Genomic DNA, 17,546 nt, shown 5'->3' on the forward strand with positions numbered 1-17,546 from the left:
CGGCGGTCATGACCGGGGCGGTCCTTCACGTGGTCGAAATCGTCCGGGTCCTTGCCCATGACGCGCAGAATATCGCGCAGCACGGTGATGTTGTCGCGCTCGCCGTCGGCGCCGATCAGGTACGTCTCGCCAATTCTGCCTTTGGTCAGTATCGTCCACACCGCACGGGAGTGGTCCTCGGTATGAATCCAGTCACGCACGTTGCGCCCGTTGCCGTACAGCTTGGGGCGGGTGCCTTCGAGGATATTGGTGATCTGACGCGGAATGAACTTCTCCACATGCTGATAAGGGCCGTAATTGTTGCTGCAGTTCGAAATGGTCATGCGCACGCCGTAGGTGCGGAACCACGCCCGCACCAGCAGATCGCTCGCCGCCTTGGTGGAGGAATACGGGCTGGATGGGTGGTAAGGGGTCGCCTCGGTGAAACGGCTGGGATCGTCGAGCGCCAGATCGCCGTAGACCTCGTCGGTACTCACGTGATGGTAGCGGATGCCGTAGTTGCGCGCAGTCTCGAGCAGTCGGAACGTGCCCTCCACATTGGTTTTCACAAAGGGCTCGGGATTCGCGATGGAGTTGTCATTGTGCGATTCGGCCGCATAATGCACGATCGCGTCATGCCCGGGAACCAGCTTGTCGAGCAGCTGCGCATCGCAGATGTCGCCGTGCACGAAATCGACACGATCCCCGGGAAGCCCTGCGATGTTCTCGATGTTGCCGGCATAGGTGAGGGCATCCAGCACCGTCACATGCGTTTCCGGGTGGTTGTCCACCACATAATGCACGAAATTGGAGCCGATGAACCCGCAACCGCCGGTCACGATGATATTGTTCGGAAACGATGGATCCGTCATGTCCCCCATGGTATCCAAAGCCCTCCACAGCCGCGGCATCGCCGAGGCCGGCAGCGGCATCGATCCCGGGATGTCGGTAGCGGCAGTGCCGCTGCCGGCGGACCCTGGCTCAGTCCCGCTTAAACAGGTCCCTCGTGAATACCTTGTCTGCAACATCATCAAGGTCGGCATTCCATCGGTTGGCGACGATGACATCTGCTCGCCGCTTGAAGGAGACGAGGTCATGAGTCACTTCGCTGCCGAAGAAATCCGGCGCGTCGAGCGTGGGCTCGTAGACGATGGCGGAAACGCCCCGCGCCTTGACGCGCTTCATAATGCCTTGGATCGCCGACGCGCGGAAATTGTCCGAACCCGATTTCATCGTGAGCCGGTAGATGCCGACAACCGGCCTCGCGATGCCCTCGATGCGCCGCTCGATCTCAGTTGCGATGAAATCCTTGCGTGTACGATTCGCGTCGACGATGGCGGAGATCAGGTTCTGGGGAACCTTCGAATAGTTGGCCAGAAGCTGCTTGGTGTCCTTGGGCAGGCAGTAGCCGCCGTAGCCGAAACTGGGGTTGTTGTAATTGTCGCGGATGCGCGGATCGAGGCACACGCCACGGATGATCTCCTGTGAGTTCAGCCCGCGACTGTCGGCATAGGTGTCGAGCTCGTTGAAATAGGCCACACGCAGCGCCAGGTACGTGTTGGCGAACAGTTTGATGGCCTCGGCCTCGGTGGGCCCGACCACGAGCTGCGGGATGCCGCGGCTGCCATCCTCATTGGTGCGCTCCTCCTCGGCAGGGTCGGCGCCGCGGGCGAGCAGTTCGGCGAAGTGATTGGCTGCGGCCCAGGCCGGCGCATCCGATCGGGGCGCGCCGACGACGATGCGCGAGGGGTGCAGATTGTCATACAGCGCATGCCCTTCGCGCAGGAACTCGGGCGAGAAAAGGATGCGGCCGTCGCCGAGCGTTTCACGCAGATGCTGCGTGTAGCCGACGGGAACGGTGGACTTGATAACGATCCACGCGTCGCCGTTCACCGCGCGGATGGCATCGATCGCTGACTCGACGCTTGACGTGTCGAAATAATTCTTCTGCGGATCATAGTTCGTCGGGGTTGCGATGATGGCATAGTCCGCGCCGGCGTATGCCTGCGCCGGGTCGAGCGTCGCCGTGAAGTTCAACGGTCGTTGCCCGGTGGCATCGCCATCGAGGAATTCGGTGATCTCCCTGTCGACGATCGGGCTGCGCCCCTGATTGAGCATCTCGACCTTCTGCGCAATGATATCGAGCGCATGCACCTCATCGTGCTGAGCCAGCAGCAACGCCACCGACAATCCGACATATCCCGTACCCGCAACTGCGATCTTCATACCAACCACCTTGCCTTATGACGGCACCCGGAACACTTCGTCCGAAGAACCGCGATCCAATCCCTGCAATCCCGCCAAATCGAAAGCTCAGAGGAACCGACGTCGGCATCGCCTGAGCCATACCACTCACAGCATAGTAGGCTGCGGCTTGCGACGCGAGCCCGCGACGCGCCCGCCAGCATGCCGGCCTGACCTGGCCGACCTGTTCGCTCATGCTCACTCATGGCATGACGCAGCTGGCATATCACGCCCTTTGAAAATCACCAACCAGCGCTGCATGATCCGGCTCGCAAACAGCGTGCGAGTCCCGAATAAAACCAAGGGTCACGAAAACAAAAGCTCCGTACGCCAGCGCCCATGAATACCGCGTCTGGTAGGCCGGGGAAATCAGCAAGGTGGCGGTCGACAGCAGCAGCGGAAGCGCATAGAGCAGATTCCCGGGGCATCGACGCAGCACGCACAGGGCAATGCCCAGCAATGGGATCCAAACCACATACAGATTCTCTGACATCAGCGCGCCGAGCACAGGCATTTTCGCCAAGCCGTAATACAACGTCGCCCCGTATCGCTGCGCAGGCGAACGCTGGGCGTCCCCGTATTGCGGGAGGATCTGCATGCCGCCCTTGTCTTTCCACCCCCACCGCACATAGAACCCTTCGTCGTAGATCGCGCCCATCGTGAACGGGTCACGCAGCCATGGAACCGCTGCAAGATAGGTGCCCGGATGCGCAAGCCCCTGCTTCGCCCAAACACCCAGGAACCGCAGCATATCGCCGCGCGAAGAACCGTGGTTGAAGCAATGGTCCTTGATCGCATCGCTGGATCGGCTGTTGGCAAGCATCCCGACCTGCTTGGCGTCGCACACGAACACGCGGCCGAGCACGGCACTATCCGAAGCGGAGAGCTCCCGGCCATGTCGCAAGACATCATATGCCGTCTGCTGCAGCGGTATGGCGAGCATCTCCTGCTTTCCGGCCGGGGCCACCCGCAGCGCAGCGAATGCTGTTGCCGTGACTCCGGCGAACAACGCCACGATCAAGGCGGCACATACCGCTGTCGTGACCCGGTGCCCGAGCACGGCGGCGGCGACGAGCATGGTCGCCACGATGATGAAGAGCGCGGTCTTCTTCGTCAGCCCGCATACTAGGGCCAATGCCACAAGCCCGGCGGGAATCCGCCAGCCGAGCCTTTCCCGAGCACGAATTCTGCGCGTATATTCCATGAATATCGTCAGCCAGGCAAGGAAAAAGGGCATGAAGGTCGAGTCCTTAACAATCGACATGGAGAGCCGCCCGAAAATCGGCACCAACGCATACAGCCCCAAGCCGGCCGTGCACACCTGCCACGGCACATGCAACTTGCCTCCCGCATAGCACAGGAGCAGCGCCAAGGCCGTGGCGCACAGCAGGGTCTGGACGACGGCCAAGGCGAACAGCCCGATGCCCTCATCGCCCAAGGCCAGTCCGAGCCTGTCGAAGCCGCCATAGATGACCGTATCGAACCAGGGATGATGGTCGCTCATGCGATAACCCGGCAGCGGCAGCCGCGAAGACGGGTCCCAAGCGCCCACATTCCCTCTGGCCCATACCAGCTGCGCCACCGTATCGGCGGCGATATTCGCGGGATAGAGCAGCGCCATCCAAGGGATCCAGCACACTGCGATGACTGCGGCGATCAGCAGCACCGACTTGGATGACAACGTTTCGAAGAGCGGGCGGAACCTCTTGGTCAGATCCAGCGCACCCTCCTGCAGGACTTGGCGCATGCGCGAACTCAGGCCCGGATTGAGCATCTGGGTTCGCGCCTGCGCAGCCGCAGCCTGCGCGTCAGCGGACTGGACATTGACAGATCGGGCACTCCCGGATTGGACGCTCGCAGACGACGCGCCAGGATCGGGCAACCGCATACATGCATCGGAAGCTCCGGCGCGCGAACGAACCGCCCACATGAACAGGCATCGAAGCGGCAGCTGCAGCGCGCAGCAGAATCCGAGAAAACGCAGCGCCATGAACAGCCAATACCACACGGTTTTCGCGCTGTCAGGGATGGCATGCAATACCGGGGAAACGGAGAGCACGAAGATGCTGCCTTCGGGAACGAACGGCGGTATCGTCAGCGTGAGCGCCAAAGTCACAGCCACGCCTGCGGCCCATCGGCGACTTTCCGTCGGCGCATCCTGGCAGGCAACGCGGCTGGCGAGCAAGAGCACGAACAGCCCTACGAAGAGCACAGTCGAAGTCATCGCGCCGTTCACGGCAACCGATTGCAGCACGGCACCGACCATTATGGTGCCGCTTGCAAAGTCGGCGCCTGTGGCGTAGCCCGCGGTGAGTGCGAATACGGCCAAGGCGGCAGCCAACGACACATGCACAACGACAGCGGGGCTCCGCCGTCCAACCAAGATTCTGGTGATTCTCATGCGCGCCCCCTCATAACGCATCGATCATCCCATATGAGGTCGCTTGCGCTCATAGGCGCGGCGCAGTGTCCCCTAATCCCACACGTTTCCAGTTCGCACGGTGTCGATGCATCAGCGGTGCCGACATATTGGCAGTATCGACGAGTCGGCACAAGGCCAGGCGCCGACCCTGCCGCGTGCCGAGCGGCTGCGATATTCGCGAGTACGTGGTATCTTATTGGGGTTGCGCAGTGTGTGCAGGTCGCTTCTTTGATTCCGCACCATGCCGACTGGAGGATTCGCCTAGTGGCCTATGGCGCACGCTTGGAAAGCGTGTTGGTGTAACAGCCTCGCGGGTTCGAATCCCGCATCCTCCGCGACACGCCCGTAAACCCTTGATGCCGGTCGGCTACGCGCCTTTGATCCCGCCCTGCATAGCCAATCGAAATGGCTGAATCTGATGGATTTGCAAACAGCCGAGACGGGAATGGCGGCTTCATCATCCGCCTGGGCCCCGCTCAGTCGATATGAACCGGAGTGCCGGCAGGAATGGCGTCATGGATCCAGCGCGCGTCGGCGATGGAGAGCCGCACGCATCCGTGAGAAGCGGGATGCCCCAACTTCGCCGCCTCGGACGTGATGTACCTGCCGTTGATATCCGTCGGAACGGTGTGGAACAGATAGGTAGTGCCGATGAAGGCGGTCCAGTAGTTCGCGCCCGCGCGCTCTTTCGCGTTGTAGAACGAGCCGCCCCTCGCGCCGATCCGGTAATCCCCATGCGGCGTTCCGTCATGCACACCCGTGCTGGCGATCATCGTGTAGATGATCTGGCCGGCGCCATTGAGCACATGCACCCGCTGCGCGCCTAAATCGACATCGATGCGAACGCCGGATTGCTTGCGGATGTCAGGGTATGCGCCGCCGGTGGGCTTATGCCAGTCCACCGGCCGTGACATGTGCGCGCCTGGCATCTTTGGGATTCGCGTCTGCTGCGACCCGGCTCCGATCAGGACCTTGGCTCCCACCCTCGCCCCGGATATGCCCGGGATGGGAACTTGCGCCCTATGCAGTACGGCGGCTGCCCGCGTATGGCGGCTGCCCGTGACCGCGCTCGCCATGACGGAATTAGCAGCCTGAGCGCCGAAAGCAGCGGTGGCAGCCTCCGTCTCCGTCATCGGCAGCGCAACCGCCTGCGCATCTGCGAAAGTCGCACAGGAAAAGAAGATGGCGAGAACCGCCGTTGCCGCGCCGGTGGCGAGCGAGCGCGCAGATCCGGCGCGAGGAGCCGCCCCGTGCGCGCGCGCACGAAACTCGCCACGCCGCCCAATACGCCGCAGAGCGCGCATAAGAACGTCCCCGATTTTCCTCATGCCTCTTACCTTACCTACTCCCAGGCATCGTGAAGCCTGTCGGGCGCAACGGAACACTTGGACAATGATGGCACAAGTTCCACCATCTTCCTTACAATGAAGCATATGCTGATACGGCCCATAACGTCCCGGGATGACGCACAGGTATGCACGCTGGTGCGTTCATGCCTGGACCGGGCCGGACTCGCTATTCCCGGAACCGCCTATTTTGACCCTCAACTCCCCCATCTCACCGCTTACTATGCGGGGCTTGAACACGCGCAATACTGGGTGGTTGAGGTTGAAGGCCGAGTGGTTGCCGGCGCCGGCATCGCGCCCGTTCCCGGCACCGGGCATATCTGCGAACTGCAGAAACTGTATGTCGACGCCTCATATCAAGGCCGTGGCTACGCGACGGCTTTGGTGGACCAAGCCCTCGCCTATGCGCAGCATTGGTATCAATGGTGCTATCTCGAAACTCACACCAAGCTCGACGTGGCACGAAAGATGTACGCCAACCGCGGTTTCAAGCCGCTCCCCCGCCCTTTGGCAGCAGGTGAACACCAAGCGATGGATCACTGGGCCATCAAGGATCTGCTGGGAGATCGCGATTATCCGCCCCGATTCTGAAGGCGGGCGGCTATTTATTTGCCGTTATGGAATGTGGCGCATAGGCAATAGACTGACACCGTGATAGATTGACGCCGTAGGCGCCACTACGAATAAGATCAGGACTGAGGCGAACGACATGGGCGATATAACTGCCGGATCCGAAACCGCCGCTGATTCCACGGCGTTTCGCTTCGTCGATATCACCGCGCCCGATGATCCCGTATGGGAGCAGGCGTTCCCGGTGCTGCGCCAGCTGCGCACCGAGCTGACACGCGAGATGCTGGCCGAGATCCTGCTCGATGGTGTCGCGCAGCCGCCCACCTTCACCGCGCTTTTCAACGGCGAGCGATGTGTGGCGGTTGCGGGGTGGCGGCTGCTCGCGAATACGCATCTGCGGCGCGTGCTGTATATTGACGACCTGGTGGCCGATGCGGCGTGCCGCTCTCGAGGATATGGACGGGCGATGCTGGAGCATCTCGATGGCATCGGCACGCAGCTGGGGATCGGCGCGGTCGATCTCGATTCCGGAGTGCAGCGCTTCGTCGCTCACCGCTTCTACATGGCCAACGGCTTTTCGATCAGCTCTCACCATTTCCGCCGGGGTCGTTAGCCTTTGCGTAGGGCCCGCGTGCACATGCCGTCTTTGCGGTACGCGTTTCGTGGCCAACGACTGCGAACTATTGCGAATCATGAATGAATATGGCCGAAAAGACCAGCCGGCGGGCATCTTTACGCCGCTGATGATGCATGTGATCCTCTCCGCTCACCCCGCCCGGCCAACGCGGCACGTATGGGGTTGGCCGGCATGGTCGCATCGTTCGCCCCTGCGCTGGGGCTGATTTACGGCGGGCCGATCAATTATTATCGGTCTTGGCGCGTTCGCATTCTGGCGGCTCCCCGCTAATATGGCAGCGCAACTCATTACCGCCATCAGGCGATACAAGCCGACGGCGCATCTTACTCGGTGAGCGCCTCCTTGATCTTGCCGATGAAGGCATCGAGATCGTCGGGCTTTCGCGAGGAGATCAGTCGCCAGCCGTTCGCGTTGCACACGTGCACTTCCTCATCAACCTGCGTGGCGCCGGCATTCTCGACATCCGCCTTGATATAACGGGTGCTGCTCGAAGTCTTGCCCGGCAGCAGCCCGGCATTGACCAGCAGCCACGGGCCATGGCAGATCGCGGCGATCGGCTTGCCTGCATGCGCGAAGTCCTGCGCGAGCTTGATAGCGGCCGGGGCGACGCGCAGCCGATCCACATTGGTTGTGCCGCCGGGCACGACCAGCAGATCGTAATCGTTTGCGCTCACGCTGTCGTATGTAGTGTCCGGCTGCACGGTTTCACCTTCGTAACGGTCATGCTGCACCGTTTCGACCGGGTCTTTGGACGCCGCGGCCAGCGTCACCTGCGCCCCTGCGGCCTTCAACTCGCGCAGCGGTCGCGTCATTTCAGTCTCCTCGATGCCCCAGTTCTGCACGATGATCAAAACCTTTGCGTCTTTGATAGCCTTTGCCATCTCGTCCTCCTTTATCGTGTATGTATTTTTACGTATATGGTCGCGGTCGTTGCGAGCTTCGATACCGTCGCATATTATTTTCCACGCGCCGCCCGTGCAACCTCCCGCGGATATCGCAACCTCATGCCTGCGGCCGAATACTCGATAATACTCAGTCGCACTTACGACGATACCGGCCTCGCTCGCTGCATGCATTCTTTCAAGCCCCGCGCGCAATCGGGAGAATCCACGCGATTCTTTCGCAAACCGGGAAGCTGCATCCGTGCCTGCTCGGATCCATTCGGCCTTTGCTGAACCACGCGCTGACAGCCGCCCGGGCGCAGAATTGCTCATATTTATCGCACGTTCAATACCGCTTCGGCACCCATGCGACGGACAGCCGCGAAGCGCGGCGCAGTAGCGCATACACTTGGGATCATGGCATTACAGGATCTTTCCTCCAACGCGCAAGACTACCTCAAGGTCATCTGGGGACTGCATGAGTGGGGACGCACCCCGGTGCAGCCTTCGGATTTGGCGAATCGTGCGCACGTCAAGCCCTCCACCGTTTCAGGCGCGGTGACGCGGCTCGTCTCCGGCGGCTATGCGCGGCACGACCCGTACGGGGCCATCGAGCTGACCGGCAAGGGCGAGCATTATGCGTTGGCCATGGTGCGGCGGCACCGATTGCTGGAGACTTTTCTGGTGAGCGCGCTGCACTATTCGTGGGACGAGGTACACGCCGAGGCCGATGCCTTGGAGCATGCCGCGTCGGATATGATGATCGACCGCATCGACGAGATGCTCGGCCATCCTGCAACCGATCCGCACGGCGACCCGATTCCGCGCGCCAACGGCTCGCTTCCCGATGTCGCCCAGACCCCGCTGTCGGCGGTGCCGGAGGGAACGTCCGTGGCCATCGAGCGCGTGAGCGATGAGGATCCCAGCCTGCTGCGCTATCTCGACACGGAAGGCATCGCCATCGGCACTGCGGTGTGCGTCGCCGGGCACGACGCACAATCCGGCACGGTCACGCTCGTGCCTTTGCAGGCGCCGGAGGCATCATCAGCAACACCAACGGCACTGTCATCAAAGTCCGCAAAGTCCGGGAGATCCAAAACCGCCGCTTCGTCGCATCGGCCGCTCACTCTGCCGGCCTTGTCGGCCGATCACATCCATGTGCGCATCCTCGACGAAAATACTGTTGCCGAAGATACCGCTGAGGGCTGAGGCTGTCTCCGAATTCTCGTTCGCTGGCATTGAACCTAGGAAGAATGCTTGGGAACCCAGGAACTTGGCGGGATTTAGCTTCCTAGGTATTTTCCAAGTCCCTCGGCAGGGGCCAAGGTGGTGGGCTGCAGGCACTGAGATATCGCACAGCGGTCTGCTTCGCAGCACCCGCCCATATGTCGCAGACGCCGGTCAGACTCGTTGCCATCCGCACCGACGGATTTACACCGACGAGAACCGGTCGAACCCGAATGAAAGGGAACGCATCATGGGCATGAGGCGTTATGCGGCGCTCCTTCGAGGCATCAATGTGGCAGGCCATAGGCGCGTGGCCATGGCTGAGTTGCGGGAGCTGCTGGAATCTCTCGGCTATCGCCGCGTCGTCACGTACCTGCAGAGCGGCCAAGTCGCCTTTGACGCCGAAGAGCGTCCCGATGATGTGATTGCGGCGCGAATCAGCCAAGCGCTGTCCGGCAAATCTCGCTCCGCTGTCGATGTGATCGTGCGGGATCATGCATACCTTGATGCAGTCGTCTCGCACTGCCCGTTTCCCGCCGACGAATACGCGCCCAAACAGATCCATGTCATCTACTGTTCAGCTCGGCCTGATTCGGCGCGGCTTGATCAAGTCGCCGCTGACGCATTTCTGCCCGACCGTTTCGCCGTGGGAGACCGAGTCATATACTGCCTGCTGCCAAGCGGCATCGGCCGCTCCAAGCTCGCCGCGCAACTCGTGCAGCCGCGCGTTCTCGGAGCCAGCATCGTCGCCACGGTTCGCAACTGGAACACGGCCAAGAAGCTCGCCGCAATGACCGATGAAGTGTAATCGGCCGATTGTGAATTGTGCGGAACGCAATACGGCATCATGCCATGTCGCGCCTCGGCTCGGATTCACGCCCGCGCACAAAGACGCCGACCCAGCCGCCAACAACCTGCCCCGATGCCTCTACCTGGCTCGCCTGTCCAAAAGGCGAAAAAGCGCCTATTCAGCACTTTTTTCGTCTTCTAAGCACTTCGCAACATAGACCGGCAGCTCAGCGCACGGCATTTCAGCGGAATACCGCCATTCTCCAACTCAGCATTCATGCCTCGGGAAACGCGCGCCGGCAGATTTCCCCCAAAACTGCTTAATAAATTCTCATGGGTTCCACAGCCCGTTGAAGGCACCCGAGAAACAGAGTGACGAATCTGCGCGCCCTACGATCCGCAACCAGAAAGTCCCATGGTCCGCCACGAATCAAGCCGGCCTTGCCCACATCGCCGATCACAGCGCTGCGAACAGGTCGCCGACGGTCTGCACGATGAGCTGGATGTTCAGCCCGGTGAGCACCACCACGACTATCCAGGCGACGATGGCCAGCCACAGCGGATTTGCATGCTTGCCCATGATCTTCTTGGATGAAGTGAGCCACACGAGCGGCACCATGGAAATCGGCAATGCCACGCACAGGAAGACCTGCGAATAGACGAGCAGGCTGTCGAGCGCGGATTCCTTGCCGCCGAAGACGATGGCGCAGATGAGCACCGGGATGATCGAGATGACGCGGGTGACCAGGCGGCGCAGCCACAGCGGAATGTGCATGCGGATGAAACCCTCCATCACGATCTGGCCGGTCAGCGTGCCGGTGATCGTGGAATTCTGGCCAGACGCCAGCAGCGCCACGGCGAACAGGGTGCTAAGCGCAGCGCTGGCGACAGGGCCAGCCAATGACGAGTCGCCGAGCGCGTTGTACAAAGAGGTGAAGGTGTCAAGCCCATCGCCGTGGCCGAAGAACATCGCCGCGCCGAGCACAAGCAGCAGGCAGTTGACCACGAACGCCACGCTGAGTTGGATGTTGGAATCCCAGGTGGCGAAACGCACGGCGTGATCGACCTGCGCCTCGTCATTGCGGTCTACGTCGCGCGTCTGCACGATCGAGGAGTGCAGGTAAAGGTTGTGCGGCATCACGGTCGCGCCGACGATGCCCAAGGCCATGGTGAGCTGCGAAGGCTTGAGAATATCAGAGCTGGGCAGGAACCCGGCGAACATGGCGCCCATGTCCGGCTTGGCGATCGCCACCTCGTAGACGAATACGACCACGATAATGCCGATCAGCGAGGCGACGATGGCCTCGATCTTGCGGAACCCGATCTTCGTGAGGAGGAGGAGCAGCAGCACGTCGAGCACGGTGAGCGTCACGCCCACGGTCAGCGGGATGCCGAAGAGCAGATTGAGCGCGATCGCGCCGCCGATCACTTCGGCGATGTCGGTGGCCATCACGGCCAGTTCTGTGCATATCCACAGCACGAAACCAAGTTTGCGCCCGCTGTGCAGGCGCGTGGCCTGCGCCAGATCGAGCCCGGTGACGATGCCGAGTTTGGCGCACATGTATTGCAGCATCATCGCGATAACGCTGGAAATGAGGATCATCGACATGAGCAGATAGCCGAACTGGGCGCCGCCGCCGATCGAAGTGATCCAGTTGCCGGGGTCCATGTATCCCACGGCGACCAGCGCACCGGGTCCGGAGAAGGCCGCGAGGCTCTTCCAGAACCCTACGGAACGCGAGGGGACGCGTATCGTCGAGTTGATCTCCTCGAGCGAACGTCCATTTGCAGTCGTCACCAATGGTCGCCTGTGCGGGTTGCTGGCCGCAGTGGCCTTGCCCATTTCATTCGTCATCGTCATTACCTTTGCCTCCGTATCGCCATCAGTATATTCGAGGGGTAGAACTTTATTGTTACGCAATGTTGCTGGGCCTCGAATGGCAGACGCGGGAGGCGATTAGCGCTCCGCAGGAGCTTTGCCGCCGTTCGAGCATGGCTGCATCCGGGCGCGATCGAGGCCGCATACTCGCATCCCGAACAATTCTTTCCAGCCTTCTTTCAGATAGCTACCAGTGATATAACAGCCGAGAGCCAAGAAACGCATACAAAACGTGCCCATAATGGTGGCGTTCGGGACGCTGCGTCCATTCGGCCTGCGCCCCGGCTACGCTGTAACGCATAAGCCGAAAAACGGCTCGATGACCCAGCCGTGGGCCGCGGGAGAACTGGAGAAGCACCGCATGTTCGTTCTCAAGAACGCATGGTCAGCATTGACGCACCATATTTGGCGCACCGTATTCATGGTTGTTGTCGCGGCCTTGGTCGCTTTTGCGAGCGTGTTCGGCCAGGCCGTACTGCAGGCGAATGACAGCGCGACAGGCGGCACCTACGCAGCGCAGCAGGCCACGGCGGTGATACGGCCGAAGGCGTCTGCCCTCGCCAGGCGCGACGGCGCCGATGCGGCGTGGACCAAGAATTATCTGTCGTGGAACGATTACTCCGCCTATGCCACCGCCGCGCAGAAAGGCGGCATCCAATTCGCCTACTCCTTCGCCGAATCGGTGCCGGTGCGCCAGAGCGGCTCCATGGCCGCGATCCCCGGTTCAGACAGCTCGGCCAAGCCGTCGGCCACCGGCGGAGACCTCACCTTGCGCAGTCTATACACCGCCGATGCCGCCAAATCCAATGATCTGGGCACCTTCACGCTCGTCGAAGGCAAACAGCTCGCCTACACCGGCCAGGACAAATCCGGGGTACTCGTCTCGCAGTCGCTGGCCACGAAGAACAAACTGAAAGTCGGCAGCGAATTCACGGTCGGAGATGCGACCGACACCGCAAAAAACTACACTTTCAAGGTGCTCGGCATATACAAGTACACCGATTCCGCGCCCGAAGGCTATGGTTCGGACGCCAAGCTCGCCAAGGACAATCGCGACAACGTGATGTACTCGAGCTATTACGCCTTCGGCGTGAACGGCTTGGACACTTCCAAGGCGAAAGGCTGGTCCATCCCCGATCTCAATGTCATATTCCAGCTGAGCAATCCCGCCGACTACGCTAAATTCGTCAAGGCAGCAAAGGCCACGAAGATCCCGGCCGCGCTGTCGATTTCCTCGCCGTCGCTTGACGCCTACCGACGTGGCATCGCGCCATTAGGCGCACTCGCCGCGACCATGCGTATCGTCATGGTCGCGGCGTGGGCCGCAGGCGGACTGCTGCTGGCTGCGCTCGTGGGGCTCGCCATACGCAGGCGGCGCGGAGAGATTTCAACCGCGTTGATTATCGGGGTCAGCAAACCGCGCATCGGCTGGCAGCTCGCCGTGGAGACATTGCTGCCCACGCTGCTGGGACTCGCCATCGGTCTGCTTGCGGCAGGCTTCGGCTCCAGAGCTTTAGGGGCTGCACTGGCAGGTGCAGCCGCTACTCCGGCGGGCGCAGCCCTTGTTTGGCGGGTTATCGGCTGGGGGGCGTGCGCGAGCCTTGTTTTGGGCTTCATCGCTTCGCTGCGGGCGTTGCTCGCCCGCAGTTCGTCGCTTTTCGAGCGGCGGGGCGATATGGTTCCGGCAGCCGAATCATCCCCCATCGGCCATTCGCGATCGCAACCGGCAACGCAGGCTGACTCACAAGAGATGACGCGAACGGCGGCGCAAACGGAAACCAATAAGCCCAATAGGCAAGGAGACGCGGCATGACTCGCGACGACAGCGCAAACGAACACCTTTTCGAAGCGGGCCGACTGGCATCTGAAGAATCTGAAATGCCCAAAGAACGTGACGCCGCCGACGGCATCGGGCGCGACGCTGCAAGCGGCGACGTCACCTGCAGCACGGACGACGACACCGGTACGCACGATGACGAAACCGCCGACGCCCAGAGCCCCGGCGGTTTCCAAGACTCCAATCCTGACATGGCCGAGGACCAGCAGACCGTCCAGTTCAGCGTCGTCTTCGACGATGATGACGACGCGGGCTACGGCACGTCCATGGGCGATGTACCGAGTGAAGGGCTCGATGGCGAATTCGGCGGGGATGACGCTGACGACGCTGCAGGCGATGGCTTCGGCTCGCAAGACAATGCCGGCGCTGCGGCGGATAACCCAGCCGCGAAGAGCGACGCTGACGGCACTGCCGACACCGACATCAATGGCAATGGCGACACCAATGGCAATGCTATTGCGCAGTCGAGCGCCGCGCGCGCCAACGCGACCTTCGAATTGGCACACACGTCGGGCGACAGCCCGGTGATCAGACGTCACAGCGCTGCCCCGGCACCTGATTCAGACCGCAAAGATCCGCAAGATCGCACCGATAGCTCCACCGAACGCATCGCCTCGCGATTGGACAGGGAGATCGGTTCGCGCCGCAGCGATGACATCCTGCTCAGGTCCTACCCTACGTTCGCTTTGGATCACGTCACCGTGCGCAATCGCAAGTCGGGCCGCACGGTGCTCGACAGCGTGCAGATGCCGTTCTACGCAGGCAAGCTGTATGCCGTGGCAGTGGATGACGACGAGCAACGGGCGGATTTGCTGGCCGTCATGGGCGGATTCATCAGGATTGATGGCGGCCAGGTAATGCTCAAAAGCGTCAACATCAACGAACTGGAAATCAACGAGATCCGCGGCCATCGCATCGGCCTGCTGCCCCAGCGCTTCGCCTTGCGCGAGGATCTGGACGCGGTCGCAAACCTCGTGTACGCCATGGACGCTTCTGGCCGCACCTTCCTGAAACCCAAGCCGGTACTGGCTCGCGAGCTGCTGGTTTCAGTCGGCTGCGCTGTTGCGCATACGGGAGTGCCAGTGCGTGATTTGGCTGAAATCGAACGCCGACGCGCAGGCATCGCCCGAGCAATCTGCTGCGAGGCCACGGCAATAGTTATCGATGAGCCGACAGCCGGCCTGAGTGACGATGAGGCCAACGCCGTACTCGCGCTGCTCGCAAAAATCGCGCACACCGGCGACCCGAAGCGCTGCGTCATCATGCTCACATCAGACGACGCCGACATCGAGGCAGCCGACGCGGTGTACGACGTGGACGACTAAAGAAAAAGGCCGGCCCTTACGCCCGCCACCCCTGCGGCAGCGGGCGGCCTTCCTGATAGCCGGCGGCGGATTGGACGCCGACTACGGCGCGCTCGGCGAATTCCTTGAGATCGCGAGCGCCCGCGTAGGTGCAGGAGGAGCGCACGCCTGAAGTGATCTCGTCGATCAGGTCTTCGACTCCGGGGCGCTGCGGGTCCAAATACATCTTCGAGGAGGAGATGCCTTCCTGATAGAGCGCCTTGCGTGCGCGATCGAAGGAATCGGCTCCTGCCGTTCGCGCTGCGACGGCCCTGGCCGAAGCCATGCCGAAGCTTTCCTTGTACCGCCGGCCTTCGCTGTCCACTTGCAGCACGCCCGGGGATTCAAGTGTGCCGGCGAACCAGGAGCCGACCATGACCTGGCTGGCCCCGGCGGCGATCGCCAACGCGACGTCGCGCGGATGGCGCACGCCGCCATCGGCCCAGACAGATTTCCCGAGTTTGTGCGCCGCCTCAGCGCATTCCAGCACAGCCGAGAACTGCGGGCGGCCCACGGCGGTCTGCATGCGCGTAGTGCACATGGCGCCCGGTCCCACTCCCACCTTGATGATGTCGGCGCCGGCTTCAATCAGGTCCTCGACGCCCGCCGCCGTGACGACGTTGCCGGCGGCAACCGGCACTTTCGGATCAAGCGCGCGCACGCGATGCAGAGCGCTGATCATCTTCTCCTGATGACCATGCGCCGTGTCGACCACGAGCGTGTCTATTCCTGCGTCGAGCAGCGCCTGCGCGCGGGCCTCGATATCACCGTTGATGCCGATCGCGGCCCCGATGCGGAAGCGGCCTTGAAAATCGACCGCGGGACGATAGATGCTCGAGCGCACGATGCCCTTGGCCGTGAGCACACCCACGAGCAGCCCGGCATCGTCGACGACGGGCACGAAGGAGCGGCGATGATAAGCGAGCTGGCCGTACACTTCGCGCAGCTGCTCGCCGCCCGTGCCGACATCGGCAAGCGTGACCACCTGCGGCTCCGGCGTCATCACTGTGCCAGCCTGCGCGAAGCGATCCACGCCTTCGCAGTCCTTCGTGGAGACGATGCCCACAGGCCTGCCGTCTTCCACCACTACGGCCGCGCCATGCGTGCGCCGGGGAATCAGCGAGATCACGAAAGCCACCGGATCGTCCCGCCGCACGGTGATCGCCGTGTCCACGATGGGGTGCGCGGCCTTGACCCGCGCCACGACCTTTGCCACGACATCGGTGGGAATATCCTGCGGAATGATGGCCATGCCCCCGCGCCGCGCCACGGTTTCCGCCATGCGGCGACCCGACACCGCAGTCATATTCGCCACCACGATCGGGATGGTGGTGCCCGTGCCATCGTCCGATGACAGGTCGACGTCGAAGCGCGACGTCACGTCAGAACGTGACGGCACGAGGAACACGTCGTCATAGGTCAGGTCATGCATGGGCTCTTGGCCGGGAAGGAAACGCATGATTCCCAGTTTACGCGAGGACTGCGAACAAGAAGGTCATAATCCAGCGCCCACAGACACGCCGGCTGCCTCGTCCAAATCGTCGTCAGCGGATTAGGCGAACCGCTCGGCATCGGCCCGTTCGGCGAGCCAGACCTTCATGGCATCCCGCCGACTGATGCCCATGCGGCGGGCCTCCCGATCGAGCACGTCGATAAGCCATTCGGGCAGCTGCACGCTGAGCGGCCGCTGCTCCTCCTTGTTAGGCTTGCGCAGAGCGCTCATATCCGCGTAGTCGAGAATGCTTTGGCCATATTCAAGCTCCACCGCCACCTCCCATGCGCGCACCACGCAAAACCAGTTACTATATCGATTTGATAGTATTCAAATACAACTTTGATATCTGCATAAGAGCCAGCCGCGTTTTGCCTACCACCTTGAATTGCGCTTGGGCAGAGGTTGTATTACAGTATCGAGAGTTGCCCGTTGAGGGCAATGGGGCTGTAGCTCAGTTGGTAGAGCGCTTCGTTCGCATCGAAGAGGTCGAGGTTTCGATTACCTTCAGCTCCACAAACGGGGTTCTCGGGGTCTTCTGGAGACCTTTTTCCATGCTGGGGCCATAGGCCATTTCGCCACGGTTCGGGTCTGCCCGATGCCAACGACGGGCAGAGACCTAGAGTTCGTCATATTTTCCCCCGGTGCTCGCGGTGCTCTGACGCACGCCCGCCAGGACGCGGCAGTGCAGGTCGGGATTCGACTGCACGCGCAACGTCTCCATAGGCGATTCATAATCATCCTGGCTCATAACGACGACGTTGTCGACCGGGTCACGGTTCGTGACCGGCGGCACAGCAGCTGTGACTCTCGTCACATGGACACACGGCGTTCACAACGACACCGTCCTTGGCCCGATAGCGGTTCGCCTTAGATTTTATTTCGATTTGAGCATCCGCT

Annotated in this window: 15 protein-coding genes and 2 tRNA genes; 8 read left to right on the forward strand and 9 right to left on the reverse strand. The window is 61.7% G+C overall.

Going from position 1 to position 17,546, the window contains the following annotated elements:
• From rfbB to LKG04_RS05150, 3 genes are all read right to left on the reverse strand, one after another.
• On the reverse strand, nt 1–851 hold an 851-nt coding region (gene rfbB / locus LKG04_RS05140; RefSeq protein ID WP_291763371.1), incomplete at its 3' end, for a dTDP-glucose 4,6-dehydratase.
• A gap of 109 nt (nt 852–960) precedes the next feature.
• Entirely contained in the window at nt 961–2,205 is a 1,245-nt protein-coding gene (locus LKG04_RS05145) for a nucleotide sugar dehydrogenase (protein ID WP_291760938.1), read from the reverse strand.
• Nucleotides 2,206–2,449: 244 nt separating this feature from the next.
• A complete protein-coding gene (locus LKG04_RS05150; protein WP_291760941.1) occupies nt 2,450–4,624 on the reverse strand; it encodes a DUF6020 family protein in 2,175 nt (724 codons plus the stop codon).
• A 271-nt stretch (nt 4,625–4,895) separates the two neighbouring features.
• Here LKG04_RS05150 and LKG04_RS05155 point away from each other — a divergent pair.
• A tRNA-Ser gene (locus LKG04_RS05155) sits at nt 4,896–4,980 on the forward strand.
• Between the two features lie 141 nt (nt 4,981–5,121).
• Here LKG04_RS05155 and LKG04_RS05160 read toward each other — a convergent pair.
• Nucleotides 5,122–5,973, reverse strand: a complete 852-nt coding sequence (locus LKG04_RS05160; protein ID WP_291760943.1) for a L,D-transpeptidase — start codon at nt 5,971–5,973, stop codon at nt 5,122–5,124.
• A gap of 105 nt (nt 5,974–6,078) precedes the next feature.
• On the opposite strand from LKG04_RS05160, the gene LKG04_RS05165 reads away from it, so the two are divergent.
• Nucleotides 6,079–6,582 carry a GNAT family N-acetyltransferase gene (locus LKG04_RS05165; protein WP_291760946.1) on the forward strand — a complete coding sequence of 168 codons (504 nt, stop codon included), beginning with the start codon at nt 6,079–6,081 and terminating at the stop codon, nt 6,580–6,582.
• A 118-nt stretch (nt 6,583–6,700) separates the two neighbouring features.
• Nucleotides 6,701–7,174, forward strand: coding sequence for a GNAT family N-acetyltransferase (locus LKG04_RS05170; protein ID WP_291760948.1), 474 nt, complete (start codon nt 6,701–6,703; stop codon nt 7,172–7,174).
• A gap of 347 nt (nt 7,175–7,521) precedes the next feature.
• Here LKG04_RS05170 and LKG04_RS05175 read toward each other — a convergent pair whose 3' ends face one another.
• Nucleotides 7,522–8,079, reverse strand: a complete 558-nt coding sequence (locus LKG04_RS05175) for a type 1 glutamine amidotransferase domain-containing protein (RefSeq protein ID WP_291760950.1) — start codon at nt 8,077–8,079, stop codon at nt 7,522–7,524.
• 417 nt (nt 8,080–8,496) lie between these two features.
• Between LKG04_RS05175 and LKG04_RS05180 the strand changes: the two genes are divergently transcribed.
• Both LKG04_RS05180 and LKG04_RS05185 read left to right on the forward strand, forming a co-directional pair.
• The gene (locus LKG04_RS05180) at nt 8,497–9,288 is read left to right on the forward strand and encodes a metal-dependent transcriptional regulator (RefSeq protein WP_291760952.1); all 792 of its coding nucleotides are present in this window, start codon (nt 8,497–8,499) and stop codon (nt 9,286–9,288) included.
• Nucleotides 9,289–9,556: 268 nt separating this feature from the next.
• Nucleotides 9,557–10,114: a DUF1697 domain-containing protein gene (locus tag LKG04_RS05185; RefSeq protein WP_291760955.1), complete on the forward strand. Its 558-nt coding sequence runs from the start codon at nt 9,557–9,559 to the stop codon at nt 10,112–10,114.
• Nucleotides 10,115–10,552: 438 nt separating this feature from the next.
• Here LKG04_RS05185 and LKG04_RS05190 read toward each other — a convergent pair whose 3' ends face one another.
• Nucleotides 10,553–11,950, reverse strand: a complete 1,398-nt coding sequence (locus LKG04_RS05190) for an Nramp family divalent metal transporter (protein ID WP_291760957.1) — start codon at nt 11,948–11,950, stop codon at nt 10,553–10,555.
• A gap of 265 nt (nt 11,951–12,215) precedes the next feature.
• Between LKG04_RS05190 and LKG04_RS05195 the strand changes: the two genes are divergently transcribed.
• Nucleotides 12,216–13,787: an FtsX-like permease family protein gene (locus tag LKG04_RS05195; RefSeq protein ID WP_291760960.1), complete on the forward strand. Its 1,572-nt coding sequence runs from the start codon at nt 12,216–12,218 to the stop codon at nt 13,785–13,787.
• Between the two features lie 65 nt (nt 13,788–13,852).
• On the forward strand, nt 13,853–15,136 hold the full coding sequence (locus tag LKG04_RS05200) for an ATP-binding cassette domain-containing protein (RefSeq protein WP_291760963.1): 1,284 nt from the start codon (nt 13,853–13,855) through the stop codon (nt 15,134–15,136).
• Between the two features lie 16 nt (nt 15,137–15,152).
• Here the strand turns inward: LKG04_RS05200 and LKG04_RS05205 are convergent, their stop codons facing one another.
• Nucleotides 15,153–16,613 carry a GuaB1 family IMP dehydrogenase-related protein gene (locus tag LKG04_RS05205; protein WP_291760965.1) on the reverse strand — a complete coding sequence of 487 codons (1,461 nt, stop codon included), beginning with the start codon at nt 16,611–16,613 and terminating at the stop codon, nt 15,153–15,155.
• A 93-nt stretch (nt 16,614–16,706) separates the two neighbouring features.
• Nucleotides 16,707–16,919: a type II toxin-antitoxin system BrnA family antitoxin gene (gene brnA, locus LKG04_RS05210; RefSeq protein ID WP_291763375.1), complete on the reverse strand. Its 213-nt coding sequence runs from the start codon at nt 16,917–16,919 to the stop codon at nt 16,707–16,709.
• Nucleotides 16,920–17,089: 170 nt separating this feature from the next.
• On the opposite strand from brnA, the gene LKG04_RS05215 reads away from it, so the two are divergent.
• Nucleotides 17,090–17,162: transfer RNA gene (locus LKG04_RS05215), tRNA-Ala, on the forward strand.
• A gap of 103 nt (nt 17,163–17,265) precedes the next feature.
• Here the strand turns inward: LKG04_RS05215 and LKG04_RS05220 are convergent.
• The gene (locus LKG04_RS05220; protein ID WP_291760971.1) at nt 17,266–17,463 is read right to left on the reverse strand and encodes a hypothetical protein; all 198 of its coding nucleotides are present in this window, start codon (nt 17,461–17,463) and stop codon (nt 17,266–17,268) included.
• Nucleotides 17,464–17,546: the final 83 nt, after the last annotated feature.

It is taken from the genome of Bifidobacterium sp. (assembly GCF_022640935.1).
GTDB lineage: Bacteria > Actinomycetota > Actinomycetes > Actinomycetales > Bifidobacteriaceae > Bifidobacterium.